The organism is Dyella solisilvae, from assembly GCF_003351225.1.
In the GTDB taxonomy this organism is placed as follows: Bacteria; Pseudomonadota; Gammaproteobacteria; order Xanthomonadales; family Rhodanobacteraceae; genus Dyella; species Dyella solisilvae.
This window is the reverse complement of the sequence record NZ_QQSY01000004.1, coordinates 111,146-136,884: the sequence shown is the minus strand read 5'-3', so window position 1 is coordinate 136,884 and position 25,739 is coordinate 111,146. Positions and strand designations below refer to the sequence as shown.

Here is a 25,739-nt window from a genome sequence, read left to right as displayed (position 1 = left end):
GGGAGATGTCGTAGCGTCAAGCTTCCACCCCAACTCCTGCACCACGAGCAACAACTGCCGGTGCAGCTCGCGCCATTCGCGCATGCGCATGAAACTGAGGAAGTGGCGCGAACACCAGTCGCGCAGCTTTGACTGGGTAAGGTCCTCGTGCGCCTTGCCGTAATCGCGCCACAGGTTCAGCACGCCAACGAAATCGGATTTCGGATCCGAAAACGCCGCGTGCGCCGCATCCGCTTGCTGGCGCGCGTCGGCGGGACGTTCACGCGGGTCCTGGATGCTCAGGAAGGATACGATCACCAGCAATTCGCGCAAGCTGCGCAGCGTTTCCGCTTCCACCAGCATGCGCGCCAGCTGCACGTCGATCGGCAGCCTGGCTACGACACGTCCGATCGCAGTCAGACGTCGCGCGTCGTCGATCGCGGAGATCTCAGCAAGTCGGCGGTAACCGTCCGCCACCACGCGCGGATCGGGCGCCTCCAGGAACGGGAACTGGTCCACCTCGCCCAGCTGCAGCGACAGCATGCGCAGGATCACGTTGGCGAGCGAAGAGCGCAGCAGTTCCGGATCGGTATAGGCCGCGCGCCCGTCGAAGTCGGCTTCGCCATAAAGGCGATAGCAGGTGCCGGGCCCCACGCGGCCGCAGCGTCCCTTGCGCTGGTCGGCCGCGGCCCGCGAGATGGGCTCGACATGCAGCCGCTCAAGCTGGCTGCGCTGGCTGTAGCGCTTCACGCGCGCCTGGCCCGAGTCGATTACGTAGCGGATGCGCGGCACCGTAAGCGAAGTCTCGGCCACGTTGGTAGCGAGCACCACGCGCCGTTTCGGCCCCGGCTTGAACACGCGATCCTGGTCGCCAGCGGAGAGGCGCGCATACAGCGGCAGCACTTCCGTCTCGCGGTACTGGCGGCGTGACAGCAGCAGGTGGGCGTCGCGGATCTCGCGCTCGCCGGGTAGGAACACCAGCACGTCGCCGCGCGGGTCGTCGTGGGTGATCTCGTCCAGCACGGCGGCCACGTGCTCTGCGCTGCCCTGCTGCAGGTCGGCTACGCGCTGGCCTGCGCGCGCCGCCATCTCGTCCACCGGACGCCAACGCACGTCCACCGGATAGGTGCGGCCTTCCACCGACACGATCGGCGCGCCGTCGAAATGCTCGGCAAAGCGCTCGGTGTCGATGGTGGCGGAGGTGACGATGATCTTGAGCGACGGGCGCTTCACCGCCAGCCGCTTCAGGTAACCCAGCAGGAAGTCGATGTTGAGGCTGCGCTCGTGCGCCTCGTCGATGATCAGCGTGTCGTAGCTGCTCAGCCAGGGATCGCCCTGCGTTTCGGCGAGCAGGATGCCGTCGGTCATGAACTTGACGAGGGTGCGTTCGGACACCTGGTCCGTGAAGCGCACCTGGAAGCCCACCTGGTCGCCCAGCGGCGTGGCAAGTTCCTCGGCCACGCGGCGCGCCATCGAACGCGCCGCCAGGCGACGTGGCTGGGTACAGCCGATCATGCCGGCCTCGCCGCGACCCGCGGCCAGGCAGAGCTTGGGCAGCTGAGTGGTCTTGCCCGAACCGGTCTCGCCCGCGATCACCACCACCTGGTGCTTGCGGATCAACTCGACGATCTCTTCCGCGCGCGCGGTGATCGGCAGCGACTCGTCCAGCTTGATCGTCGGCTTGGCCTCGGCGCGGGCCGCACGCCGAACCATCGAGGCGTCGATATCTGCACTGAGCGCGGTGAGCTTGCGCTCATCCAGACGACGAGTGAGTTCGCGCCAGCGCCCCAGCAGGCGGCCATAGTCGCGACTGCACACAAGCTCAAGCGACTGGCGCAGGGGCGTCAGCCGGGCATCGTGGGCAGAGGAGCGGGATACAGGTGCATGTGTCATCGGACCGCACATGATAGCCGGAGGCTCTCGTCACAGGCGCCGAACGGTGGCGCCGATAGCCTGCGACTATCACCGGTATCGACACGATTCATTTCCCCGCTCGCGACCAGCCCACTAAGCTGGCTGCAGCCTCACCCCCTCAGCCTAGAAGGAGCAAGCCATGGCCATTTCCATCGGTATCGCCAAGAAGGACCGGGAGCAGATCGGCGAGCAGTTGTCCAAGCTGCTCGCGGACACTTATTCGTTGTACCTGAAGACACACAGCTTCCACTGGAACATCACCGGGCCTCACTTCAACAGCCTGCACACGATGTTCGAAACCCAGTACACCGGGCTCGCGTTGGCGGTGGACGAGGTTGCCGAGCGCATCCGCACCCTGGATCTGTTCGCCCCGGGCTCCTATAGCCAGTTCGGCAAACTCACTTCGATCAAGGAAGAGGCCGGCGTGCCGGATTGGAAGGACATGGTGGGCCAACTGGTCGAGGGCCACGAAATCGCCGCCCACACCTCCCGCGAAGTGATCAAGGTGGCCGATGCTGCCGGCGACGAAGGTACCGTCGATATGGTCACGGGCCGGCTGAAGGACCACGAAAAAACCGCGTGGATGCTGCGCTCGCTGTTGAAGTGAGCGCTCGCCCTACCCTCTTCCAGCCGAGATAGGGCCAGGGTGGGGTTGGTCCGGGAAGAGCCCGAGCACCCCGCTGTCGTTCCGGCTTTTGCCGGAACGACACGCTTTCGGGGATTCAGGCCACGCGAGCACCGGCCGCCACCGACATCGCGGCCTTGCCGGCGGGACCAAACGGTGGACTTCCCGGCGCGCTCAGGCAGCCCCGCCCAACCTGCCCAACGTCTGCGCCAGACCATGGCGTCGCTGGCCGCGACGGTCGAAGACACCGGCGACCTGGCAGGCGATGCCCCTGCCTGGAGCTTGCTCCGCCTTGCGCCCGAAGATGCGCCCCGCCGCGGAGCGTGTCGCCCCTGCCGGGACCGACGCCGGGGGTGGCGATGTTCGTCACGGCGTCTGAACATTTGCGCCCCTCCCGCATGAAGCGCTCAACGCGACGTTCGGCCTGTCCCCCGCGAGAGGCGGCCCTGGCCGGTCCGCTTGCCGATGGCTAGCAGACGCGCGATGTCGCCCACATGCCTGCCTTGGGCGAGGGCGCAGCGCGCAACCATCTCAGGCAAGTCTTTGGAAAACCACCAGGCACAGCCAGCCCACGCTGGTGTCGACATGGCGCCGCAAGGCCGGACCATGCCCATGACAAGCGACTGCGCGCATGCGCCCTGACCTTGCGCTGACCATCCCCGGCGGGCTCACATTGAGCCGAATGGCCTCCGTGGTTAAGCTTTCTGAGCTTTTCGGCCTCGTGTGAGGCAGCCACGGGGACCGTTTTGAGCGCGACATCGACCAAGAGTCTGTTTTCATATGCCAAGTACCCCGCATTGCGCTTGAGCGGGTCGGGTCTGTTTGCCCGTGGGTCCGGGTCGTCATTCCGTCGTGCTCCGACGTACGCTGCTTCGAGCTTCCCTGCCCTGCGCGCGAGCAACTTCCGGCGCGAGGCGCCCGGAACATGAAGACAGACGTCAATCGCGACAGCCGGCATCCACTGCTTGCAGCCATCCTGCTCGCCCTGATCGTCGCGGCCATGAACATCGGCCTGTGGTGGTGGAGCAATCTGCCGAACGGCCCCGAGGACTGGCACGGCCCCATCGGCGGCTTCGCCCTGTCCGCGTTCCAGCGTTACCAGAGCCCGCTGAAGAACGATTTTCCATCCGACGAGGAGATCACCGGCGACCTGCGCTTGATCAAGCAGTACACCTCGCGCATCCGCACCTACTCGACCCTGCAGAATCCGCAGATGTATCGCCTGGCGGAGCAGGAAGGGCTGCAGGTGATGGCCGGCGCGTGGATCGATCGCCGCCTGGACAACAACGAACAGGAAATCGAGACGCTGATCGCCCAGGCGCGGCGCTTCCCCAACTCGATCAACCGGGTGATCGTCGGCAACGAGGTGCTGTTCCGCAACGATATTCCGCCTGAGCAGCTGATGGCCTACGCCGACCGCGTGCGCGCCGCTATCCACCAGCCGGTGTCGATCGCCGAGCCATGGCACATCTGGGCCAAGTACCCCGAGCTGGCCAAGCACGTGGACTTCATCACCGTGCACCTGTTCCCGTACTGGAACGGTATCCCGGTGACGGGTCCGGGCCGCGGTCTGGAGGCCTTTCCGGCCGTGGCGGACGCACTGGGCAGTTACGAGACGCTCAAGAAGATGTTCCCCGGCAAGCCCGTCGTGATCGGCGAGATCGGCTGGCCCTCCAATGGTGATCGCTTCAAGTACGCGGACCCCTCGGTCTCCAACCAGGCGATCTTCCTGCGCACGTGGTTCAACCGCGCGAAGGAACGCAACATCGACTATTACGTGATGGAGGCGTTCGACCAGCCGTGGAAGGAGAAGCTCTCCGGCCGCACCGAAGCCTACTGGGGCATGTTCAACGCCGACCGCGAGCTGAAGTTCCCGTTCACGGGCCCGGTGACCGAGGACACCGCCTGGCCGTGGAAGGCCATCGCGGCGAGCCTGCTCGCGCTGCTGCCGATGGTGTGGTTCGCCACCCGCTACAGCCGCTTCAAGCTGATGGGACGCTTGTTCTTCTGCGCGCTGATCCAGCTCGCCTGCGGCCTGATCGTGTGGTCCGCCACGCTGCCGTTCAACTTCTACCTGAGCTGGGTCGACTGGACCATGCTGGTGCTGCTGTTCCCGGCCCAGATCGCGATCCTCGCCATCCTGCTGATCAACGGTTTCGAATTCACCGAAGTGCTGTGGCGTCGCAACTGGGTCCGCCATGCCGGCATGCTGCGGCCTGATCCGGTGGAGAAGCAGCCGTTCGTCTCGATCCACCTGGCCTGCTACAACGAGCCGCCGGAGATGGTGATCGTCACGCTCGATTCGCTCGCCAATCTCCACTACGAAAACTACGAAGTCCTGGTGATCGACAACAACACCAAGGACCCGGCGATCTGGAAGCCGGTGCAGGAGTATTGCGAGAAGCTGGGCAGCAAGTTCCGCTTCTTCCACCTGGAACCGTGGCCTGGCTTCAAGGCAGGCGCGCTGAACTTCGGCCTGAAGGAAACCGACCCGCGCGCCGACGTGGTGGCGGTGATCGACGCCGACTACGTGGTGCGCGAGGACTGGCTCTCGACGCTGACCGGCTACTTCCACGACCCGAAGGTGGCCGTGGTGCAGTGCCCGCAGGCGCACCGCGACTTCGAACACAACCGCTTCCGCCGCATGACCGCGTGGGAATACGACGGCTTCTTCCGCATCGGCATGCACCACCGCAACGAGCGCAACGCGATCATCCAGCACGGCACCATGACCATGGTGCGCCGCTCGGCGCTGGAAGGCACCGGCGGCTGGTCGGAATGGACCATCTGCGAAGATGCCGAACTCGGCCTGCGCCTGATGCACGCCGGCTACGAGCTGGTCTACGTCGACGAGCTGATGGGCGTGGGCCTCACTCCGGCCGACTTCAAGGCGTACAAGAGCCAGCGTTACCGCTGGGCGTTCGGCGCCATGCAGATCCTCAAGGGTCGCTGGGACTGGATGACCAAGAAGGGCCCGCTGTCGGGTGGCCAGCGCTTCCACTTCCTCACCGGCTGGTTCAGCTGGTTCGCCGACGCGCTGCACCTGATCTTCACCATGATGGCGATCTTCTGGACCGCCGGCATGGTGGCCTTCCCGACGATCTTCAGCCTGCCGATGCAGCTGTTCCTGATCCCGGTGATCGGCTTCTTCTTCGCCAAGGCCATCTTCGGCATCGTGCTGTACCGCGCGCGCGTCCCATGCAGCTGGTACGACACGCTGATGGCGTCGCTGGCCAGCATGGGCCTGTCCCACGCGATCGCACGCGGCATCCTGCACGGCCTCACCCGCGAGAAGACCTCGTTCGTGGTGACCGCCAAGAGCCGCCGCCTCGGCGGCAGCAACTTCGCCGCGTTCAACCCGGTGCGCGAGGAGCTGCTGATGGCGATCGCCCTGACGTGCTGCGTGATCGGCATGGGCCTGCGTTTCGGCACGCACTATGTCGAGGGCACGCTGTGGATGTTCATCCTCAGCGCACAGTCGATTCCCTATGTTTCGGCCGTGATCGGCGCCTGGATTGCGCACAAGGCCGGCGACAAGGCGGGCTGAACACAAGCAAGACTCGTCATTGCGCCATGGATCGCAATGACGAGCAGCGTCAGGCCAGTTCATCGGCATCCCACGAACGATCCGCTAAGCTGGTCTTGCGCGTTCCACCGACGCGCGCCAGCCGCTACTTCCAGGACGGAAACAGGATCGCATGCGCCGCCTTCGACGCCTGATGCTGCTACCGCTGTTGCTCGCCCCGCTGCTTGCGCATGCCGGGGTTCAGCTGGTGGTGGACGGCGTGGACGATCCGCTCAAGCTTGCCGTCACCTCGGGCGTGGATATCTCGCAGTACGCCAATCGCGATGTGACCGAGGCGCAGGTGCGGCGCCTCTATAGCCAATCGCTGGACCAGGCCAGGCGGGCGCTGGAGCCGTACGGCTACTACGAAGCCCAGGTGCAGGGTCAGCTTGAGCCGGTGGGTGACGACTGGCGCGTCACGCTGCATGTTCAGCCGGGCGTGCCGGTGAAGATCACGTCAGTGAACATCGAACTGGACGCCAAGGCAGCCGCGATTCCGGCGATAGGCCGCGCCAAGCGCGCCATCGAAAACCTCAACGGCCAGATACTGAACCACGGCACGTATGACAGCGCACGCGACGCGCTGAGCGCCGCGCTCACCGCCAACGGCTTCCTCGATGCGCGCCTGGTCACCCGTCGCGTGGAGGTCAGCCGCGCCGAGCGCAGCGCCGTGGTGCGGCTGGCCTGGGAGGTCGGACCGCGCTACCGGTTCGGCAGCGTGCACTTCGAAGGTTCGCAGTTCAGGCCGGGCTTCCTGCAACGCTACGTGCCGTTCAAGTCCGGCGACTACTTCGCGCAGGAGAAGCTTCTCCAACTGCAGCAGGCGCTCACCGGCGCCGACTATTTTGCGGTGGTGAATGTGCTGCCCGACGTGAACGACAAGAAGAACGGCGTGGTTGACGTGAAGGTGGAGCTGGCGCCGGCCAAGCGCACCGTGTACACCGGCGGCCCGTTCATCGGCACCGACACCGGCGTGGGCGTGCGCGCAGCCGTCGAGCGGCGCTGGACCAACAGCCGCGGCCACAAGTGGAAGAACGAGCTGGTGCTCGCGCAGAACCTCAAGACGCTCTCCACGCTCTACTCCGTGCCCATGCCCGGTCTCAACCAGCGCAGTTTCAACTACGGCGCGACCTATCGCGACTCCGACACCGACACGTCCCACTCCAAGACGCTGGAGCTCGTCGCCAACGAGACACGTCAGTGGTACGGCTGGGTGCGCACCATCGGCCTGCATGCGCTCGACGGCACCTTCACGGTCGGCCAGAAGCCCGGCGAATCGGACACCGCGGTCGGCGTGGAGCATGGCCGCAGCAATCTGTTCTATCCGGAGGTGTCGCTCTCGCGCAAATGGGGCGACAACCCGTTGTTCGTTCGCAGCGGCTGGTCGCTGACGTTTGCCGCGCGCAGCACGGTGGGCTCGCTGTTGTCCGACGCCAGCTTCAGCCAGGTCACGGCGGAGGCCAAGTGGATCAATTCATTCTGGGGCAACAACCGGCTGATCCTGCGTGGCTCGGCGGGCGCCACCTGGACCAATGACTTCACCGACCTTCCACCACAGCTGCGCTTCTTTGCCGGCGGCGATCGTTCGGTGCGTGGCTACGGCTTCCAGAGCATCGGCCCGGAGAATTCGTACGGCCGCGTGATCGGCGGCAAGAACCTGCTGGTCGGCAGCACCGAGGTGGAACACTACTTCACCCGCCGCTGGGGCATGGCCGCCTTCGTCGATGCCGGCAATGCGTTTGACGGCACGGACTATCGGCCCAAGGTCGGCGCCGGACTGGGTGTACGCTGGTTGTCGCCGGTGGGCATGATCCGCGTGGACCTGGGCACGCCGGTGCACAACCCGGATGAGCACGGCGTGGAGCTGCACGTGGTGATCGGTCCGGACCTGTGAGCATCCCGTCATGACCACCGACGCGCCCGCCACGACTCACGCCCCCACGCCGCCACCGCGCCGCCGCTGGCTGCGCATTGGCATGTGGTCGCTGCTTGGCCTGCTGCTCGTCCTCCTCGCGTTCGCAGCCTGGTTGGTTGGCACCTCACCCGGCTTGCGCTTTGCACTGGCGCGCGCCGAAGCGCTGACGCACGGCGCCATCAGCGTGCAGACCGCGCAGGGGCGGCTGCTCGGCCCGCTGGATGTGACCGGCTTTCGCTATGCCGACGACGCGGGGCTGGACATCAGGATCGCCCGCGCCCACGTCGACTTCAGCGCCCGCGCGCTGCTGCGCAAGCGCCTGCACGTGTTCGTCCTGAACGCCGATGGCGTGGAGATCGACCTGCCCAGGAGCCAGCCCAACCAGCCGGCAAGCCATTTCTCGTGGAAGCCGCCGTTCGACATGGTGTTTGATCGCGCGCAGGTGGGCGCGGCGCGGATTCGTCAGGACGGCAAGCCGTTGTTCGCCTCCGATGCGCTCGACCTGGCCGGAAGCTGGACGGATCGCGGCATCGAGCTGCGCCACGTGGCGCTGCGCTCGCCCGACGGGCACGTCACGCTCGACGGCGCCCTGCTCATTGCCGGCCGTTACAGCGGCCAGAGCACGACGCAGTTCGCCTGGACCGTGGCCGGCACGGCATACGCCGGCCAACTGCAGGCCCATGGCGACGGCAAGCAGGCCCATGCCGAGCTTGAACTCACCCAGCCAATGGCGTCGCGCCTGCAGCTCGACCTGGCGCAGGGCGGCGATTACGCGTGGACCGCACGACTGGACGCCCCGCGCTTCGACCCCAAGCCGCTGCTGGGCGACAGCGCACTCACCGGGCTGGCGGTGGCGCTTGATGGCAAGGGCGACCGGCGTGGCGGCACGCTGAGCGGGCAACTGGACCTCAACGACTACCAGCTGCAGCTTCACCCGCTGAGTGCGCGCTTCAGCGACGACTTCAACACGCTCACCATCGAGCGGCTCGCTCTCGGCTCGCCGCAATTCACGGGTGAGGTCGATGCCCAAGGCACGCTCAAGCTCGACGCACGTCCTCTCGCCGCGGATCTGACCGTCGACTGGGCGAACGTGGTCTTGCCCGAACAAGTGGCGGGCCAGGAGATCCTGAGTCACGGCCGCCTGCAGGCCAGCGGCAACCTCGAGCAATTCCACGCCGCCAGCACGCTGACCATCGGCGCGCAGAGCAAGCTCGCCGACGTCACCTTCGAACTGGATGGCACGCAGCAGCAGCTCACCGTGCATGCGCTCAACGTCAAGCAGGCACAAGGCAGCCTGCAGGCGACCGGTGTGCTGACCTTGCAACCCACGTTTGGCTGGCAGTTCGAGGCCACGGCGCAACGGTTTGACCCGGGGCAGTTGTTCGCCAAGTGGAACGGCTCGCTGGATTTCGACATTGCTTCGCAGGGCGCCCTGACCAAGGATCGCCCGGAGGTGACGCTGGAGATTCGTCGACTGGAAGGCCGCCTGCGCGATCGCACCATCCACGGCGAAGGCAAGCTGCACCTGCCGCCCGAAGGCGTGGTCGACGGCAGGCTGCACCTCGTCTCGGGCGGCAGCGACGTGCAGATCCAGGCGCAGCCCGGCAATACCAACAACGTCACCATCCAGCTCGCGGTGGCGACGCTGGGCGACTGGTTGCCTGACGCGGCCGGCCGACTGCGCGGCAACATCGTCGTGCGCGGCAGGCGTCCGAGACTGGCGGTGAATGCCAACCTCGAAGGCAACAACCTGACTTACGCCGGGCAGCGCATCGAGCGCCTGCACTTGTTGGCGGACGTGCCCGACATCAGCCTGCCAGGCGGCCGGCTCGATCTGCGCGCCGCCGGTGTCAATGCGGCCGGCCTTGCCTTCAACGAAGTCGATGTCAGCGGCAACGGCACGGCCGAGCGGCATTCGCTCACCCTTGATGCACGTGGCCAACCGCTCTCCGCCAACCTGGCGTTGACCGGCAGCCTCAGGGGCGCGGCGTGGAACGGCACGCTGTCCGCACTTAACCTCGATCTTGCCGGCCTCCCGCGCTGGCGCCTGCAGCACGCCACGCAGCTGTCCTACAACGATGGTGCGATGAGCCTGTCCGAGTTGTGCCTCACCGCGGGCGAGCCTCTGCTGTGTGCTGCCGCCAAGCAGGACAGGGCCGGCAACCTCGAAGCCAGCTATCGCCTGCACAGCCTGCCACTGGCGCTGGTGATGAGCGCCGTCAGCACGGCCAAAGTGCCCATGCGCGTGGACGGCATGCTGGAAGGCAGCGGCAACCTGCGACGCAACACCGCCGGCGCCTTGAGCGGTACCGCATCCATCACCTCTGCGCGTGGCGTCATTGCCTATGCCGACCGTCCCGACGAACCGCTGCTCACCTACGACAACCTCGCCCTGAATGCCCAGCTCAGCCCGTCGGTGCAGCACATCGAACTGCATGCCGGGCTGACCAACAAGGGGCGCGTGGACGGCGTGGCCACGATCAGCGGCGCGCAACGAGCGCTTGGCGGACGCGTGTCCATGCACGTGAGCAACCTCGCGCTGCTGGAGATCTTCACCACGCAGGTGGTCAAGCCCAAGGGCGCCATCAGCGGCGACTTCGGTCTCGGCGGCACGCTTGCGCAGCCCGCCATCACCGGGCAGGCGGCGCTGAGCGACTTTTCCGCGGAAATTCCCGCGATGGGCCTCAAGCTGAGCGAGGGCCACGTCACCATCACCACCAGCGACGCCCGTCACTTCCGCCTCGACGGCCGCGTGCACTCGGGCGATGGCGACCTCCTGCTGGCTGGCGCCGCAACGCTGGGGACCAACGCACCAAGCGTGTTGACGCTGAAGGGCAACCAGGTCCGGGTGATCGACATTGCCGCAGCCAAGGTGTCGCTGTCACCGGACCTGACCGTCCAACACGACGCCAAGGGACTGGAGATCACCGGCGCGGTGACCCTGGACAACGCCGACGTGAATCTCGACAAGCTGCCTGGCTCCGGAGCGACGCGCGTGTCACCGGACGTGGTGGTGATCGATGACGAGGAACGCGAGGAGGCAGCCCAACGCATGCCGATCACCGCGACCGTCACGGTGAAGCTGGGCGAACAGGCGCACGTCGTGGGCATGGGCCTGGACGGCAAGCTGCGCGGCCAGGTGGTGGTCAGCGAGCGGCCTGGCCGGACCACCACCGGCCAAGGCCAGGTGGAAGTCAGTGGCACCTACACGGCCTACGGGCAGGCGCTGCAGATCGACCGCGGCCAGCTGCTGTTCGCCAGCACGCCGATCGACAACCCCGGCCTCAACATCCGCGCCATTCGCAGGCTCAACCCCAACGCCACCATCGACACGGGCCAGCAGGTGGGCCTCAACGTGACCGGCACCGCGCAGCGCCCGGTGCTCACGGTGTTCTCGCAGCCGGTGATGGAGCAGTCCGATGCGCTTTCCTACCTGATCACCGGCAGGCCGCTGTCGCAGTTGCGGAGCGGTGAAGGCAGCACGGTCAATGCCGCAGCGCAGGCGCTGGGTTCGGCCACCGGCAACCTGCTGGCCAAGAGCATCGGGCAGCGGCTGGGCATCGACGACATCGGCGTGAGCAGCAGCGATGCGCTCAACGGCGGCTCGGCCTTCACCGTAGGCAAGTTCTTGTCGCCGCGCCTGTACCTGAGTTACGGCGTGGCGCTGTTCGATCCCGGCCAGGTGATCACCCTGCGCTACCACTTCAGTCGCAACTGGAACCTGGAGGCGCAGAGCGCCACCTCATTCAACCGCGCGACGCTCAACTATCGATTTGAGCGCTGACGCGGCGCGTATGGATAGACGCTAGCCCAAAAGTCATAGCCCACCGCCACAGGCGTGGGACTATCGTTGACACTTTCCCCAGCCAGGAGACCGCTCATGCGGCAATTCAGATGGATCCTCACCGCCGCCGCGCTGACCAGCACGTGCGCATGGGCCGCCGAGCCCGCCACGCCTCCAGCGGTGCAGACGCCTGCGCGCAGCGCCAGCGGCATCGACCTGGCCGGCATCGACCACAGCGTGCGGCCGGGCAACGACTTCGACAACTTCGCCAACGGCGCTTGGAAGAAGACGGCTGAAATTCCGGCCGACCGCTCCAGCACGGGCGTGTTCCTGCAGGTGTTCCTCAAGGCCGAGCAGCGCACGGCCGACCTGATCAAGGCCGCGGCGGCCAGCAACGCGCCGGCTGGCAGCAACGAGCGCAAGATCGCCGACTACTACGCGGCCTACATGGACGAAGCCACCATCGAGAAGCGTGGCCTCACGCCGATCGAGTCCGCGCTGAAGGAAATCGGCGCCATCAACAGCAAGGCCGACCTGGCCCGCGTGCTGGGTGAAGGCCTGCGCGCCGACGTTGATCCGGTCAACGCCACCAACTTCCAGACCGAGCGCCTGTTCGGCCTGTTCGTCTCGCATGGCCTGCAGGAAGCCGGCCGCAACATCCCTTACCTGCTGCAGGGCGGCCTGGGCATGCCCACGCGCGACTACTACCTGTCCAGCGACAAGGCGATGGTGGATACGCGCGGCAAATACCTGGCCTACGTCGCGGCCCTGCTCAAGCAGGCCGGCATCGCCGACGCCGATGCGAAGGCCAAGTCCATCCTCGAGCTGGAAACCAAGATCGCCAAGGCCCACGTCGACATCGTCGATACGCAGGACATCCACAAGGCCAACAACCCGTGGCCGCTCGCCTCGTTCGACAAGAGCGCGCCAGGCCTCGACTGGAACGCCTACTTCAAGGCCGCCGGCCTGGACCAGCAGAAGATTGTCAACGTGTGGCAGGTGCCCGGCATCAAGGGCCTGTCCGCGCTGACCGCCAGCGAACCGCTGCAGACCTGGAAGGACTACCTGACCTTCCACGCCCTCAACGAAAGCGCCAGCCTGCTGCCCAAGGCTTATGCCGACTTGCGCTTCGGCTTCTTCGGCCAGACCCTGCAGGGAACCCCGAAAGAGCGCGATCGCTGGAAGCGCGCCGTGGCCAGCACCAACGTCGCGTTGGGCGATGCCGTGGGCCAGATCTACGTGAAGAAGTACTTCCCGGCCTCGTCCAAGACCCAGGTCGAGCAGATGGTGAAGAACATCCTCGCCGCCTTCGACGAGCGCGTCGATCACCTGGAGTGGATGACTCCGGCCACCCGCCAGAAGGCCAAGGCCAAGATCGCCAACATCAAGGTCAGCGTGGGCTATCCCGAGACCTGGCGTGAGTACGCCAAGCTGGAGATCCGTCCGGACGATGCGCTGGGCAACCAGCAGCGCGCCGAGAAGTACGAGTACGAACACCAGCTGGCCAAGCTCGGCCAGCCCGTGGACCGTGGCGAGTGGTGGATGACGCCGCAGACGGTGAATGCGGTGAACCTGCCGCTGCAGAACGCGCTCAACTTCCCCGCGGCGATCCTCGAGGCGCCGTTCTTCGATCCGAAGGTCGACCCGGCAGCCAACTACGGCTCGATCGGCGCGATCATCGGCCACGAAATCAGCCACAGCTTCGACAACCTCGGCGCCGAGTTCGACGCCAATGGCAACCTCGCCAACTGGTGGACACCGGAGGATCAGGCCCACTTCAAGGCTGCCGGCCAGCGGCTGGTCGAACAGTTCAACGCCTATGAAGCCCTGCCCGGCCTGCACGTCAACGGCCAGCAGACGCTGGGCGAGAACATCGCCGACGTCTCGGGCCTGACTATCGCCTACCTCGCCTACCAGAAGTCGCTGGGTGGAAAGCCGGCGCCGGTCATTGATGGCCTCACCGGTGACCAGCGCTTCTTCCTCGCTTTCGGCCAGAGCTGGCGCGAAAAGGTGCGCGAGGCAGCGCTGCGCGCGCGGGTGCTCGGCAACGAACACGCACCGGGTCGGTTCCGCGCCCAGACCGTGCGCAACATCGATGCGTGGTATGACGCGTTCCAGCCCAAGCCGGGCGAGACGCTGTACCTGGCGCCCGAGGATCGCGTGCGGATCTGGTAAGCCAAACAGGCTTAGCCAACTAGAGCCACGCCTAGCAAGGGGCGTGGCCCTTTCTTTGCGCCGCATTGCGCGCACCTCTCCGCACCAGAGAGGAAGAGGCGCGTCCTCAAAGCTCCCGCGTCATGAACACGCTGTAGGGATCCTCAGCGTAATCGGCGAACGGCCCGCAAGGCACGAACCCAAAGCGCGCGTACAGCTCCCGCGCCGGCGTGAAGGCGGCAGGCGAGCCCGTCTCCAGACTCAGCCGGTGATAACCACGCCGGGCAGCCTCGTCGAGAATATGCCGCAACATGCGCGCCGCCACGCCCTTGCGCCGATGACGCATGGACGTGCGCATCGACTTGATCTCGCCATGCGTGACGTCGAGCTGCCTGATCGCGCCGCAACCGAGCAACTCGCCGTCCTGCCACAGGGTCCAGAAGGAAATGTCCGGCTGACGCAGCTTGTCCAGATCGAGCGCATGGATGCTCTCCGGCGGCGAGTGCAGCTTCATGTCATCGAGATGTTCCTGCAGCAACGCGGCAATCTCCGGCCCGCGCAAATCATCCAGACGAATGTCCAAGGCGTTGACTCCGGTGACAGGACGGCGACGTGTCAGTGAAGGTCGGCAAGATTCAGCGCCATGTGGTGACTGCTCAGCTGGAAGCCCTTGCGCAGGTACAAACGGTGCGCGATGTGTCGGGCGTAGCCGGTGTCCAGGTGCACGGCGTCGCACCGTTGCTCCTGCGCGTGTGTGATCAGCCAGTCGAGCAGCGCGCCTGCGTAACCGTTGCCGGTTTCGCCCGGCAAAGTGGTCAGGTCGTCGATGTAGAGCACCTTGCCCCAGGCGAGGAATTCGGCGAGCCGGAATCCGGCGGCGCTGCAGACCCGGCCATCGCGGCGCCATCCCACGATCCGGTAGCCCTGCGCGCGCTGGCGTTCCACCTGCGACAGGAACGCAGCTTCCGTCAAATGCGGGCGCAAGGCATGGAAAGCCTGAAAGCAGGAGGCCACTTCGCCAGCGCTTTCGACCAGGAAGATCTCGCCGCTTGGCGTCGTCATAGGCATCCCTCGATGTATTGGATGGCTTCCGCGGTGCCCGCGTAAAACTTCACTACGCGCCCCTGGTCCGTCTCGAAACGGATGCCATCGCGTCCGTCGGGGGAATGCACCGTGAGGTAATTTCCTTCCGGCGCGTTGTAGGCGTGGGGCGCGACGTCCACCTGGCCGGTATAGGCGGCCAGGACCTCTTCCTCAGTGGAACCAATATGCGCGCCTGAGGCCGCCTGGAAGACGGGTGACGACACGTTGATGCGCGCCAGGTGCTCTTCGATCAGCATGAAGCGGATGCCCTCGCCTGCCTTTGCCGAGGTCACAAAGCCACAGTGCTGGTTGTCGGGATCGCCAGGAACCTCATCCACCAGCTTGTCACCGAGCGCGGCGGCAAGCTCCTGGCGACTCATGCCAATGCGCGCTGCGCCGAAGCCCTGGAAACCTACCGTCGGTGTATCTCCGGCGATGACCATCCCTGACGCGAGAAGCAAGCCAACCACGACCGACCATTCCCTGCTCGACATAATCCCTCCATTGGCCCAATCACCCGCAAACAACTTCTCGGCGTCAGCTACCGCGCCGACGGCCCTGAACGCATCAAGCGACGCCCAGTCCTTCGATGCCGACGATGGCATGACTGTCGAAGCCCGCCAACTCCGCAAAGTGGCGGCCGCGCTCGGCGTAGTCGTGGAACTGGTCGAAGCTCGGCGCCCCGGGGGACAACAGCACGGTGCTTCCCGGCGGCGCCTGTTCACGCGCCAGCGCGACCGCGGCATCGAGGCTGCTCGTCTCGCGCAGCGCGGTGACGCCTGCCTCGCGCAGCGCCTTGGCGATGCGTGGGCCATTGGTGCCCTGGGCAATGATCAGGTGCGGCGCGTGCTGCTGCATCGCCGCCACGAAATCGCTCCAGTCGAGGCCGCGGTCATGGCCGCCGACGATCACCGTCACCGTGCGTCCCGGCAGGCTGACCAGCGCGGCGAGCGTCGCCTGCGGCGTGGTGCTGATCGAATCGTTGATCCACTCGTGACCGCCCTGCGCGCCCAATGGCTGCAGGCGATGCGGCAAGGGGCGGAAGCTGCCCAGCGACGGCGCTGCGGCCAGCGCATCGAAGCCCATGGCTTCGAGTGACTCCAGCGCAGCGCAGGCATTGAGCGCATTGTGTTCGCCGGGCGCCTGCAGGCGGGAGACATCGAACACCGCTTTCGCGCCGCGACGGATGAAGCCCCTGGCGACGTGCCAGCCTTCGGTTTGGCCGAACAGGATGCGCCGCGGATGGACCGCGGTCTTCTCCAGCAGCGAGGGCTGGGTGGCGTTGACCAGCAGCGTGCGCGACACCTGGGCAAGCTTGAGCTTGTCCTCGAGATAACGCTCACGCGAGCCATGCCAATCGAGGTGCTCCTCGTACAGGCTGGTGATCACGCCGAGCTCCACGGGGCCGGCCTCTCCGGTCTGGAAACTGGAGAGTTCGATCGCCCACAAGTCGGCCTGCGCGTCGAGCAGCTCCAGCATTGGCATGCCGATGTTGCCGGCCAGCGCCGTGCGCACGCCGAGGCTGCGCGCCAGATGGGCGATCAGCGCCGTGGTGGTGCTCTTGCCCTTGGTGCCGGTGACGGCGACCACGCGAGCATCAGGTCGCTCGGCAAACCACAGCGACGTGCCGGAGGTGATGCGCACTCCCGCCTCAGACGCAGCCAGCAACGCCGGCTTGTAGGCGGAAATGCCAGGCGATTTCACCACCACGTCGAAGGCCGACAGAGCGATTGCATCGGGCTCCTCGCCGCGCACCTGCAGTGTCGCGTCGAATACGCCCGCCGACGACACTTCGCCCTCGCTGCAAAACAGCGTCAACGACAGCTGAGGCAACCGCGCACGGATCGCCGTGATGGCGGCGCGTCCCTCGCGGCCAAAGCCCCATACGGCGACGCGCTTGCCCGCCAGGTCGGCGATGCGCAGCGGCGCCTCGCTCACGCGAAGAAGGCCAACGCCGGCTGCAAACGCTTGGGAATGCGGTGCTCGGCCGACGGCTGCAGCCACGGTTCCAGCGCCAGATCCTTCACCTCGAGCTGCGGCAGGATCTCGCTGCGGAAGCGCGCCACGAGCGCGTCCTCCTGCCACTCCGAGCGCTGGCTCAACGCGTACATCGCCGCGCGCGCCTCGGCGCCCTCGCCCACGCACTCGAACGGCTTGTGGTCCTGATATTCAAGCAGCGCATCAAAACCGGCGGCGAGATTCTCGTCGTCCAGCAGGTTTCGGCCAAAGATCGACAGCAGACGTGGCTTGGCCAGGAACGGCGCCAGCGCCAGGAACACGAAATGGCACTTCGGGCACTGTCCGCACCAGCGGTCGGCAGGCTTGGGGCCAAGCAGCTTGAAGTTGCGGTTGCAGCTGGAGAACGCGTCGAAATACGGCGTGAGCTTGGCGAACGTACGCGTCACCGCCAGTTCCGAGTAGGGACGCAGCAGCGAGCAGTAGTCGAGGTCAGCGGCGACATGCTGGTGGAGCCAGTCGCCGAGCAGCGCTTCGAAAGCCTGGCCCTTGCTCCACTGGTGGTTCACCAGCTGGCCTTCGTATTCGAGCGTGGCCGCCGAAGCCGACCGTTCGTTGGCGAAGGCGATGCTGTCGTAGCCATACAGGATGGCGGCCACAGCGAGGATCGCCGAGTTCACCGCAGTGACCGGGATATGGCCGTTCCAGGCGCCAAGCCGGTTGAGCTCGAACAGGCCCGGCGCAAGCTCGCGCTGGATATTGAGCAGCGGCAACCCGGTACGCTCGGCGCACGCGGCGATCAGCGGTGAATTGCCCACCCACACGGCGGTGGCTTCGCCGCCGATGGACTTGATCGCCTCCACGGCGACCAGCGAATCCTTGCCGCCGCCGATCGGAACGAGGGTGCGATGCGGCAGGCCAAGCGCCTTGGCCGCCGGCAGCGCTGCACCGCCACGCGGGAAGGCAATGCGGCCGCGCAGGTCCAGCCCGTTGCGGTACGCGAACTCGGCCAGACCATGCAGGTACAGTGCATCGAGCAGGTCGGCCGTGGCGTCGTCCAACGGGCCGCCCGCCACGTCGATGCGCGGCGGCACGCCGGCCTTGTAATAGCTGACGCCCGCGATCAGGTGCAGCAGCTTCAGCGCCTCGTTGAAGGCAGCCTGGTGGCTGGCGGGAACGGCCGGCGCGTTGGGAAAGCGCACGCGCTCCACCAGTTCCTCGCCGTGATCGAAGGCGTATACCAGCTCGGCCACGCCGTCTGCATAACTGCAGCGCACGAAGCGGAATACCTGGGTCATGCGGGGTTGGATGTGGGTCGTCACGCCTCAGTCTCCATGGCGTGCTCCCTCTCCCCTCCGGGGAGAGGGTCGGGGTGAGGGGCCGGGGCTGGCGAGAGCCTCCAGAATCACCTCGAGCACGCTGTCAGTGTTCGTCAGTACGTCATTGTTCCAGAAACGCAGCACGCGATAACCCTCTTCCTGCAGCTTTCGCGTGCGCACTTCGTCATATGCCAGCTGATCGCCATGCTGCCCGCCGTCGAGCTCCACGATAAGGCCAGCATCCGGACACACAAAATCCGCGATATAAGGCCCGATCTCATGCTGGCGACGAAACTTCCAGCCTTGGAGACGGCGGTTGCGCAAGTGATGCCAGAGCAGCTGCTCGGCATCGGTTTGACCGGCGCGCAGCCCACGCGCCCTATCTACGTTCAAACGCTTCATCCTTGACCGTCCCTGATTTTGGCTCTTCCGCGAGCACCCGCCCCTCACCCCAGCCCTCTCCCCGACGGGGAGAGGGAGAAGTGCGGCTTTATTCGAGGATGATCTCCTCAGCCTCGTCGCGAAGGTTGTACGGCGACGACATCACCTTGCCGTACGCGCCGGCCTGGGCAACGAGCATCACGTCGCCTTCCTGCGGCTCCGGCAGGCGGCGGTCGGTGCCGAGCACGTCGCCGCTTTCGCAGATGGGACCGACCACCTGGAACAGCCCCGTGCCCGGTTCGTCCAGCCGCGTCAGGTTGACGATCTCGTGCCAGGCCTCGTACAGCGCCGGACGGATCAGGCTGTTCATGCCGGTGTCCACGCCCAGGTAGCGGATCTGGCCGTTGCCCTTGCCCTTGGTCTGGGTGACCTTGGTCAGCAGCACGCCGGCATCGGCCACGAGGTAGCGGCCTGGCTCCATCCACAGCTTGTAGTGCGGATAGGCGGCCTTCACCTCGCGCAGCACCTTGTCCAGCGCGGCGATGTCCAGCCGCGCCTCGCCCGGATGCGAGGGCACGCCGAGGCCGCCGCCGATATCCAGGAAGGTCACGCTGCCGATGCGCTCGGCGATGCTGGCCAGTTGGCTGTAGACCTCGCCCCAGTGCCCGTCATCGAGGATGCCCGAGCCCAGGTGGGCATGCAGGCCACGCACGATCACGCCATGGGTGTCGGCCAGTCGCAGGAAGGCGTCGAGCTGCTCCACCGGCAAGCCGAACTTGCTGCCGCTGCCGCCCGTGCGCACCTTCTCGTGGTGGCCCAGGCCACGGCCGAGGTCGAGGCGCAGGACGATCTCGCGGCCGCGGAACACTTCGCCCCAGTGCTCCAGCTGGTACAGCGAATCCAGCGAGAGCGTGGCGCGGGTGGTGAGCGCCCACTCGTAGTCTTCGCGTGGGGCGAAGTTCGGCGTGAACAGCAGCGGCGCCGATTCGGGCACGACCGCCATCACCGCCTTCAGCTCGCCCGGCGACACGCACTCGAAGCCGAAGCCCTCTTCGGCCAGCGCCTTGAGGATGGCCGGATGCGTGTTGGCCTTCACCGCGTAATGCAGGCGATCGACCGCGGCCAGCGACTTCAGGTCGCACGCCTGCTGGCGCACGGTGGGCAGGTGGTAGACGTAACGCGGCGTGGGGCCGGCGCCAAGCTTGAGCAGGTCGCTACGACGCTCCTCGCGCCACCACGACGCCGCCGGCGGCAACACGTCCCCACTGCCGTACAGCGCCTGCCAGCTGGGGCCGAACAGCGCGCTGTCGTCAGTGCGCAAGGCGCCGGCGGTGATCAGCAGCTCGTGCAGGTGGGGCAGCAGCTCGTCGACCACGTTCTCATCCACCACGAAGGTGAGATTGAGGTTGTTGGACGACTGCGAAATCATGTGCACGCGCAGCTGGCCGAACTCGGCAAGCACGCCCGACAGCGTATGCAGCATCGAACGCATGCCGCGGCCCACCAGCGTGATGGCGGCGCACGGTGCGATCACCTTCACGCGGCACACCTTGGCCAGGTCGCCGGCCAGCGCGGCGAGCGCGTCGGAGTCGAGCAGGTTCTCGGTGGGATCGAGCGAGACCGTCACGTTGGTTTCGGCCGAACCGATCATGTCCACCGACAGGCCGTGCTGCTTGAAGTGCGCGAACACGTCGGCGAGGAAGCCGACCTGCTGCCACATGCCCACCGATTCCATCGACACCAGGGTGATGCCCTTGCGCGCGCTGATCGCCTTCACGCTCGGCGCGTGCTCGCGCACCTCCGGACCGATGATGGTGCCTTCCAGCTCCGGCCGGTTGGTGTCCTTGATCAGCAGCGGCACGCGCGGCTCGCGCAGCGGTGACAGGCAGCGCGGGTGCAGCACCTTGGCGCCGGTGGAGGCGATTTCCTGGGCCTCTTCGTAATCCAGCCGCTGCAGCAGGCGGGCGCTGGGCACCTGGCGCGGGTTGGCGGTGAACATGCCCGCCACGTCGGTCCAGATTTCCACGCGCAGCGCTTTCAGCAAGGCGCCGAAGTACGAAGCGGAGGTATCCGAACCACCACGGCCGAGCAGCACCGTGCGACCCTGCGACTCGCGCGCGATGAAGCCCTGGGTGATGAACACCTCGCCCAGCGCGGCCAGCCGCGCATTCAGCGCCGGATCCGGCTTGCACTCGACCATCGCCGAGAGCAGCTTGGTGCGCTCGTTCTGGTTGGGCAACGCAATGGCGGAGAGGCAGTCGCGCGCGTCCACCCACTGCGTGGCCAGGCCACTGTGCGTGAGGAAGGCCGAGCCTAGCGCGCTGGACATCAGCTCGCCGTGCGCCTGCACCAGGGCCGACCAGGCCAGCTCGCCAAGAATCGACGGGCCGTCTTCAGCCAGTTGCGCGAGCTCGGCCAGGCGGGCGCCGAGGGTGTCCGGAACCGCCAGCTGCATGTGATCGAGCAGGTCGTAGTGACGCTGTGCGATCGCCTTGGCAGCCTCGATGCGTTTGCCCTTGTCTTCCTGTGCGCACAGTTGTTTGAGTGCGTCGGTGATGCCGGAGAGTGCCGAAACGACAACCAGCACGCGTGCGCCTTCGGCGCGACGGCTGGCTACCAGCTCCAGAATGTTCTGCCAGCGCGGCAGGGTGGCGACACTGGTGCCGCCAAACTTCATCACGATCCAGGATGCGTCGGCAGGAAGCGACGCGGGGCTTTGCGGGTTCACGGTTACCTTCGGTAGCGGTTGAAGAAAACAATCTGGCCAGTGTTGCGCCGCAGCAGGCGGATTGCAACCGTCGCGGCGCCACGGGCGTTTGGATGGCTAAATGCGGTGCGGTATGGAGCCGCGACCTACCCCCTCTCCCCTGTGGGGAGAGGGTTGGGGCATTGCCACCTTCACGGTGGTGAGGGGGCGGGGCTTGCGTCGACTTTGCCGGCGCGAAGGCTCGCTTAAGAAAGGCCCTCGCGAGCACCCGCCCCTCATCCCGGCCTTCTCCCCGGAGGGGAGAAGGTGAAGTGATGGTCTTACGCCACCACCACGGGGATCTTGCCGATGCGGGCCTGCCATTCCTTCGGGCCGGTCTGGTGCACCGAGGTGCCGGCCGAGTCGACGGCGACGGTCACCGGCATGTCCTTCACTTCGAACTCGTAGATCGCTTCCATGCCCAGGTCGGCGAAGCCCACCACGCGGCTGGCCTTGATCGCCTTGGACACCAGGTAGGCGGCGCCGCCCACGGCCATCAGGTAGACCGACTGGTGCTTCTTGATCGCCTCGATGGCGGCCGGGCCGCGCTCGGCCTTGCCGACCATGCCCAGCAGACCGGTCTGCGCCAGCACCTGCTCGGTGAACTTGTCCATGCGGGTGGCCGTGGTCGGGCCGGCAGGACCCACGACCTCGTCACGCACCGGATCGACCGGGCCGACGTAGTAGATGAAGCGGCCCTTGAAGTCGACCGGCAGCGGCTCGCCCTTGTTGAGCATGTCGACCATGCGCTTGTGCGCGGCGTCGCGGCCGGTGAGCAGCTTGCCGTTGAGCAGCAGCACCTCGCCCGGCTTCCAACTGGCCACTTCCTCGGGGGTCACGGTGTCCAGGTTCACGCGACGGCCCTTGCTTGAGTCGTAGGTGAGCTTGGGCCAGTGCTCCAGCGACGGCGGATCCAGCGCGACCGGGCCGGAACCGTCCAGCGTGAAGTGCGCATGGCGAGTCGCGGCGCAGTTGGGGATCAACGCCACCGGCAGGTTGGCCGCGTGGGTCGGGTAATCCTTGATCTTCACGTCGAGCACGGTGGTCAGGCCACCGAGGCCCTGCGCGCCGATACCGAGCGCATTGACCTTCTCGTACAGCTCGATGCGCAGCTCTTCCACCCGGTTCTGCGGGCCGCGGGCGATCAGCTCCTGGATGTCGATGTGCTCCATCAGGGCTTCCTTGGCCAGCAGCATCGCCTTCTCGGCGGTGCCGCCGATGCCGATGCCCAGCATGCCCGGCGGGCACCAACCGGCGCCCATGGTCGGCACGGTCTTGAGCACCCAGTCCACGATGGAGTCGGACGGGTTGAGCATGGCGAACTTGGATTTGGCCTCCGAACCGCCGCCCTTGGCGGCGACGATCACTTCGACGGTGTCGCCCGGCACGATGGACATGTTGACCACCGCCGGCGTGTTGTCCTTGGTGTTCGTGCGCTTGCCGGCCGGATCGGCCAGCACGCTGGCGCGCAGCTTGTTGTCCGGGTCGTTGTAGGCGCGGCGCACGCCCTCGTTGATCATGTCTTCCAGCGACAGCGTCGCGTCCCACTGCACGTTCATGCCGACCTTGACGAACACCGTCACGATGCCCGTGTCCTGGCACAGCGGGCGGTGGCCTTCGGCGGCCATGCGCGAGTTGATGAGGATCTGCGCCATCGCGTCCTTCGCGGCCGGCGACTCCTCGCGCTCGTAGGCGGCGGCGAGGTTGGTGATGTAGTCGACGGGGTGGTAGTAGCTGATGTACTGCAGGGCGTCGGCGACGGACTGGATCAGATCGTCTTGCTTGATGATGGTCATGGCTGCTGCTTCGACTCCGGGGGAAGACCGCGTCGAGAACAGGGCTGTTGACGACGCACAACCTTCTTATTGTGCCGCAAATGACTCTCGGCCCCCAAAAGACGCTGGCTTGCGCGGCCGCACTCCGCCTGAAAGCAACTTCCGGCAGTGGCCGAGTCGTTGTTCACAGGGCCGCGGTTGATGCCCAGGCTCCAGGCCACGGATGGGTGGTGACCAATGCCCGGCCCAACGCCTGCGCGCGAGCCCTGTCGGCCGCCTGGCCATTTTTCTAGGCCAAACGGCGTACCCGCAACATATTGCGGCAAGAATTGAGGCCTCACGCAGGTTTCGCCATTTCTTGCGCCGCCGCACGCACTTCCGTCAGGGGAGCGTCAGCGTTAGCGTGATCGGGCCAGCGCGGTGATGTCTTCAGGGGGCCGCCCGGGCAGTTGGGGAATCGAACTCTCGACACTGATGGCGTGCAGCTTCGCCGACGCCAGGGCGACATGCGTCTGTGTCGCCATGGGTCAGAACGGTGTGGCCGCGGCCCAACCCTGGAGATCCAAAAAATGCATTCGACCTTGCACCGGAAGTTGCTCACGGCGTCTCTCGCCGTACTGCTCGCCTCCGTCTCCGCCGGTTCGATCGCGGCAGACATCAAGCCGGCCGTCGATACGGGCACGGCCAACAACGCTCAAGTCATCAATGTCACGCTGGTCCTGCGCCTGCATAACCAGGCGCAGCTGGAGGATTACATCCAGCAGACGGTCACGCCGGGCAGCCCCAACTATCGCAACTTCCTTTCGGTCAGCGACTTCGCCGCCAAGTACGGCGCAACGGATGCGGAGATCGCGCAGGTACAAAACTTCCTCAAGCAGAACGGCCTGAGCGGCACGGTGCTGGGGAACCGCATGGCCATCAGCACGAGCGGTACGCTGGCGCAGTTCAGCGCGGCATTCAAGACACCGATTCACACGTTCGTCTCGAAGGAGAGCGGTCGTTCCTTCCATCGGCCGACGAAGTCGCTGATCCTTCCCTCGCAGCTGACCAGCAGCCTGCTGTTCGTGTCCGGCCTCAACAACGAGCACAGGTACGCGCCCCATATCGTCAAATCGGTGAACAGCCAGGCGGCGGCGGGCAGCAAGGCCCTGGCCAACAGCACGCTGAGCGCGCCGTCCAACGCCAACGGCAATACCACGGCGACCGGTGTCCCCGGCGAGTACACCGTGGGCGACGTGGCCAACTTCTACAACATCAATCCGCTGTACGCGAAGGGCATCAATGGCAAGGGATCGACGGTCGCGATCGTGACCCTGTCCGATTTCTATGTCGATGACGCAACCAACTACTGGACCGGCATCGGGCTTCCCACCAAGTTGAACCACATCACCAAGATCTCCGTGGATGGTGGCGCCGTGATTGATGGCAACAGCGGCGAAACCTCGATCGATGTCGAGCAGTCGGGTGGCCTCGCCCCCTTCGCCGACATTCTGGTCTACCACGCGCCCAATGCCGGCAACGGATTCACCGATGCCTTCATGCAGGCCGTGATCGACAACAAGGCCGACACCATTTCGACCAGTTGGGGCCTGCCGGAAATTTTCAATTTCGCCGCGCTCAACGTGGACGGCGCCAGCAACACCGATACAACTGACGTCGGCGACCTGCAGACCTTCCACCAGATCCTGCTGGAAGCCGCCGTGCAGGGTCAGTCGACCTTTGCGGCCAGCGGTGACTCCGGCGCCTATGACACCGTACGCGACCTGGGGGCGGGCACCGCCGCGGGCGACTTCAATGCGCCGCTCACCGTTGACTCACCGGCGTCCGATCCGTACATCACCGCGGCCGGCGGCACCACGGTGCCCTACAGCTATGCATTCCGCACGGGTCCGACGAAGTCGATTGACAAGGAGAGCGTCTGGGGCTGGGACTACATCCAGAACTATTTCGACAAGTACGTCGGCAAGGGCGCGATCAACCTGTTCTCGGTGGGCGGAGGAGGCGGCGTCAGCGTGTACTGGCAGCAGCCGGCGTACCAGTGGTTCACCAACGGCATCCAGCGCAGCGAAAAGAAGCAGACTCTCAGCTATAACGACCCAGTCGCAGGCTGGCAGACCTTGCTCGTGCTGCCCGGCAACTTCCAGGGACGCAACGTGCCGGACGTCGCACTCAATGCGGATCCGGAGACGGGCTACATCATTGTCTCGACGGTGGATGGTGGCGCCCAAGGGGGCTGGGGCGGCACCAGCTTCGTGGCGCCGCAGCTCAATGGCATTACCGCGCTGCTGAGGCAGAGCACCGGCCATCGTGTCGGCCTCTGGAATCCGCAGATTTATTTCCTGCAGAACGTGTTCGGCTACGGCAAGTATTCGGCCTTCAATGACATCCGCAATGGTGACAACTGGTTCTACGCCGGCAAGAACGGCTACGACCCGGGCGCGGGCATCGGCACGCTCAACGTTTCGAACCTGGCGGTATTCCTCGGCTCGCACTGAGGGCGCCATCCGTGCGTGAAACAAGGGCCGGCGCCGCGAGGCGCTGGC

General features: G+C 66.0%; 15 protein-coding genes. 6 read left to right on the top strand and 9 right to left on the bottom strand.

Translation table 11 applies throughout. From position 1 onward, the window contains the following. The coding region (gene hrpA, locus DVT68_RS15190; RefSeq protein WP_114825954.1) for an ATP-dependent RNA helicase HrpA at nt 1-1,872 on the bottom strand (1,872 nt) is incomplete at its 3' end. 160 nt (nt 1,873-2,032) lie between these two features. Here hrpA and DVT68_RS15185 point away from each other — a divergent pair. From DVT68_RS15185 to DVT68_RS15165, 5 genes are all read left to right on the top strand, one after another. Further along, on the top strand, nt 2,033-2,500 hold the full coding sequence (locus DVT68_RS15185) for a Dps family protein (protein WP_114825953.1): 468 nt from the start codon (nt 2,033-2,035) through the stop codon (nt 2,498-2,500). Nucleotides 2,501-3,443: 943 nt separating this feature from the next. Beyond that, nucleotides 3,444-6,065, top strand: coding sequence for a glycosyltransferase (locus tag DVT68_RS15180; protein WP_114825952.1), 2,622 nt, complete (start codon nt 3,444-3,446; stop codon nt 6,063-6,065). A gap of 151 nt (nt 6,066-6,216) precedes the next feature. Next, a complete protein-coding gene (locus DVT68_RS15175; RefSeq protein WP_114825951.1) occupies nt 6,217-7,977 on the top strand; it encodes an autotransporter assembly complex protein TamA in 1,761 nt (586 codons plus the stop codon). Between the two features lie 10 nt (nt 7,978-7,987). Next, nucleotides 7,988-11,782 carry a translocation/assembly module TamB domain-containing protein gene (locus DVT68_RS15170; protein ID WP_233523503.1) on the top strand — a complete coding sequence of 1,265 codons (3,795 nt, stop codon included), beginning with the start codon at nt 7,988-7,990 and terminating at the stop codon, nt 11,780-11,782. A 96-nt stretch (nt 11,783-11,878) separates the two neighbouring features. Continuing rightward, a complete protein-coding gene (locus DVT68_RS15165; protein ID WP_114825950.1) occupies nt 11,879-13,957 on the top strand; it encodes a M13 family metallopeptidase in 2,079 nt (692 codons plus the stop codon). Nucleotides 13,958-14,063: 106 nt separating this feature from the next. Here the strand turns inward: DVT68_RS15165 and DVT68_RS15160 are convergent, their stop codons facing one another. The 8 genes from DVT68_RS15160 to DVT68_RS15125 all read right to left on the bottom strand — a co-directional run bounded on the left by DVT68_RS15160 (nt 14,064) and on the right by DVT68_RS15125 (nt 23,217). After that, nucleotides 14,064-14,519: a GNAT family N-acetyltransferase gene (locus tag DVT68_RS15160; protein ID WP_114825949.1), complete on the bottom strand. Its 456-nt coding sequence runs from the start codon at nt 14,517-14,519 to the stop codon at nt 14,064-14,066. Nucleotides 14,520-14,551: 32 nt separating this feature from the next. Next, complete coding sequence (locus tag DVT68_RS15155) at nt 14,552-14,998, bottom strand: GNAT family N-acetyltransferase (protein ID WP_114825948.1); 447 nt, start codon at nt 14,996-14,998, stop codon at nt 14,552-14,554. Further along, the gene (locus tag DVT68_RS15150) at nt 14,995-15,624 is read right to left on the bottom strand and encodes a hypothetical protein (RefSeq protein ID WP_147281749.1); all 630 of its coding nucleotides are present in this window, start codon (nt 15,622-15,624) and stop codon (nt 14,995-14,997) included. Before DVT68_RS15150 ends, DVT68_RS15155 begins: the two co-directional genes overlap by 4 nt. Beyond that, entirely contained in the window at nt 15,587-16,942 is a 1,356-nt protein-coding gene (gene murD, locus DVT68_RS15145) for a UDP-N-acetylmuramoyl-L-alanine--D-glutamate ligase (RefSeq protein WP_114826129.1), read from the bottom strand. Before murD ends, DVT68_RS15150 begins: the two co-directional genes overlap by 38 nt. An 11-nt stretch (nt 16,943-16,953) precedes the next feature. Then, a complete protein-coding gene (gene murL / locus DVT68_RS15140; RefSeq protein WP_114825946.1) occupies nt 16,954-18,297 on the bottom strand; it encodes a UDP-N-acetyl-alpha-D-muramoyl-L-alanyl-L-glutamate epimerase in 1,344 nt (447 codons plus the stop codon). Between the two features lie 3 nt (nt 18,298-18,300). Then, nucleotides 18,301-18,696 carry an endonuclease domain-containing protein gene (locus tag DVT68_RS15135; protein ID WP_114825945.1) on the bottom strand — a complete coding sequence of 132 codons (396 nt, stop codon included), beginning with the start codon at nt 18,694-18,696 and terminating at the stop codon, nt 18,301-18,303. Nucleotides 18,697-18,784: 88 nt separating this feature from the next. Next, complete coding sequence (locus DVT68_RS15130) at nt 18,785-21,403, bottom strand: bifunctional aspartate kinase/diaminopimelate decarboxylase (protein ID WP_267897421.1); 2,619 nt, start codon at nt 21,401-21,403, stop codon at nt 18,785-18,787. Between the two features lie 299 nt (nt 21,404-21,702). After that, nucleotides 21,703-23,217, bottom strand: coding sequence for a fumarate hydratase (locus DVT68_RS15125; RefSeq protein ID WP_114825943.1), 1,515 nt, complete (start codon nt 23,215-23,217; stop codon nt 21,703-21,705). Between the two features lie 548 nt (nt 23,218-23,765). Between DVT68_RS15125 and DVT68_RS15120 the strand changes: the two genes are divergently transcribed. After that, nucleotides 23,766-25,691 carry a S53 family peptidase gene (locus DVT68_RS15120; protein WP_114825942.1) on the top strand — a complete coding sequence of 642 codons (1,926 nt, stop codon included), beginning with the start codon at nt 23,766-23,768 and terminating at the stop codon, nt 25,689-25,691. Nucleotides 25,692-25,739: the final 48 nt, after the last annotated feature.

Excerpts from the sequence above, each read along its gene's own strand:
- DVT68_RS15120 (WP_114825942.1), top strand. The coding sequence starts at position 23,766 with ATGCATTCGACCTTGCACCGGAAGTTGCTCACGGCGTCTCTCGCCGTA.
- DVT68_RS15125 (WP_114825943.1), bottom strand. The coding sequence starts at position 23,217 with ATGACCATCATCAAGCAAGACGATCTGATCCAGTCCGTCGCCGACGCC.
- DVT68_RS15150 (WP_147281749.1), bottom strand. The coding sequence starts at position 15,624 with ATGCCATCGTCGGCATCGAAGGACTGGGCGTCGCTTGATGCGTTCAGG.
- DVT68_RS15180 (WP_114825952.1), top strand. The coding sequence starts at position 3,444 with ATGAAGACAGACGTCAATCGCGACAGCCGGCATCCACTGCTTGCAGCC.
- DVT68_RS15175 (WP_114825951.1), top strand. The coding sequence starts at position 6,217 with ATGCGCCGCCTTCGACGCCTGATGCTGCTACCGCTGTTGCTCGCCCCG.
- DVT68_RS15185 (WP_114825953.1), top strand. The coding sequence starts at position 2,033 with ATGGCCATTTCCATCGGTATCGCCAAGAAGGACCGGGAGCAGATCGGC.
- DVT68_RS15170 (WP_233523503.1), top strand. The coding sequence starts at position 7,988 with ATGACCACCGACGCGCCCGCCACGACTCACGCCCCCACGCCGCCACCG.
- DVT68_RS15155 (WP_114825948.1), bottom strand. The coding sequence starts at position 14,998 with ATGACGACGCCAAGCGGCGAGATCTTCCTGGTCGAAAGCGCTGGCGAA.
- DVT68_RS15135 (WP_114825945.1), bottom strand. The coding sequence starts at position 18,696 with ATGAAGCGTTTGAACGTAGATAGGGCGCGTGGGCTGCGCGCCGGTCAA.
- DVT68_RS15165 (WP_114825950.1), top strand. The coding sequence starts at position 11,879 with ATGCGGCAATTCAGATGGATCCTCACCGCCGCCGCGCTGACCAGCACG.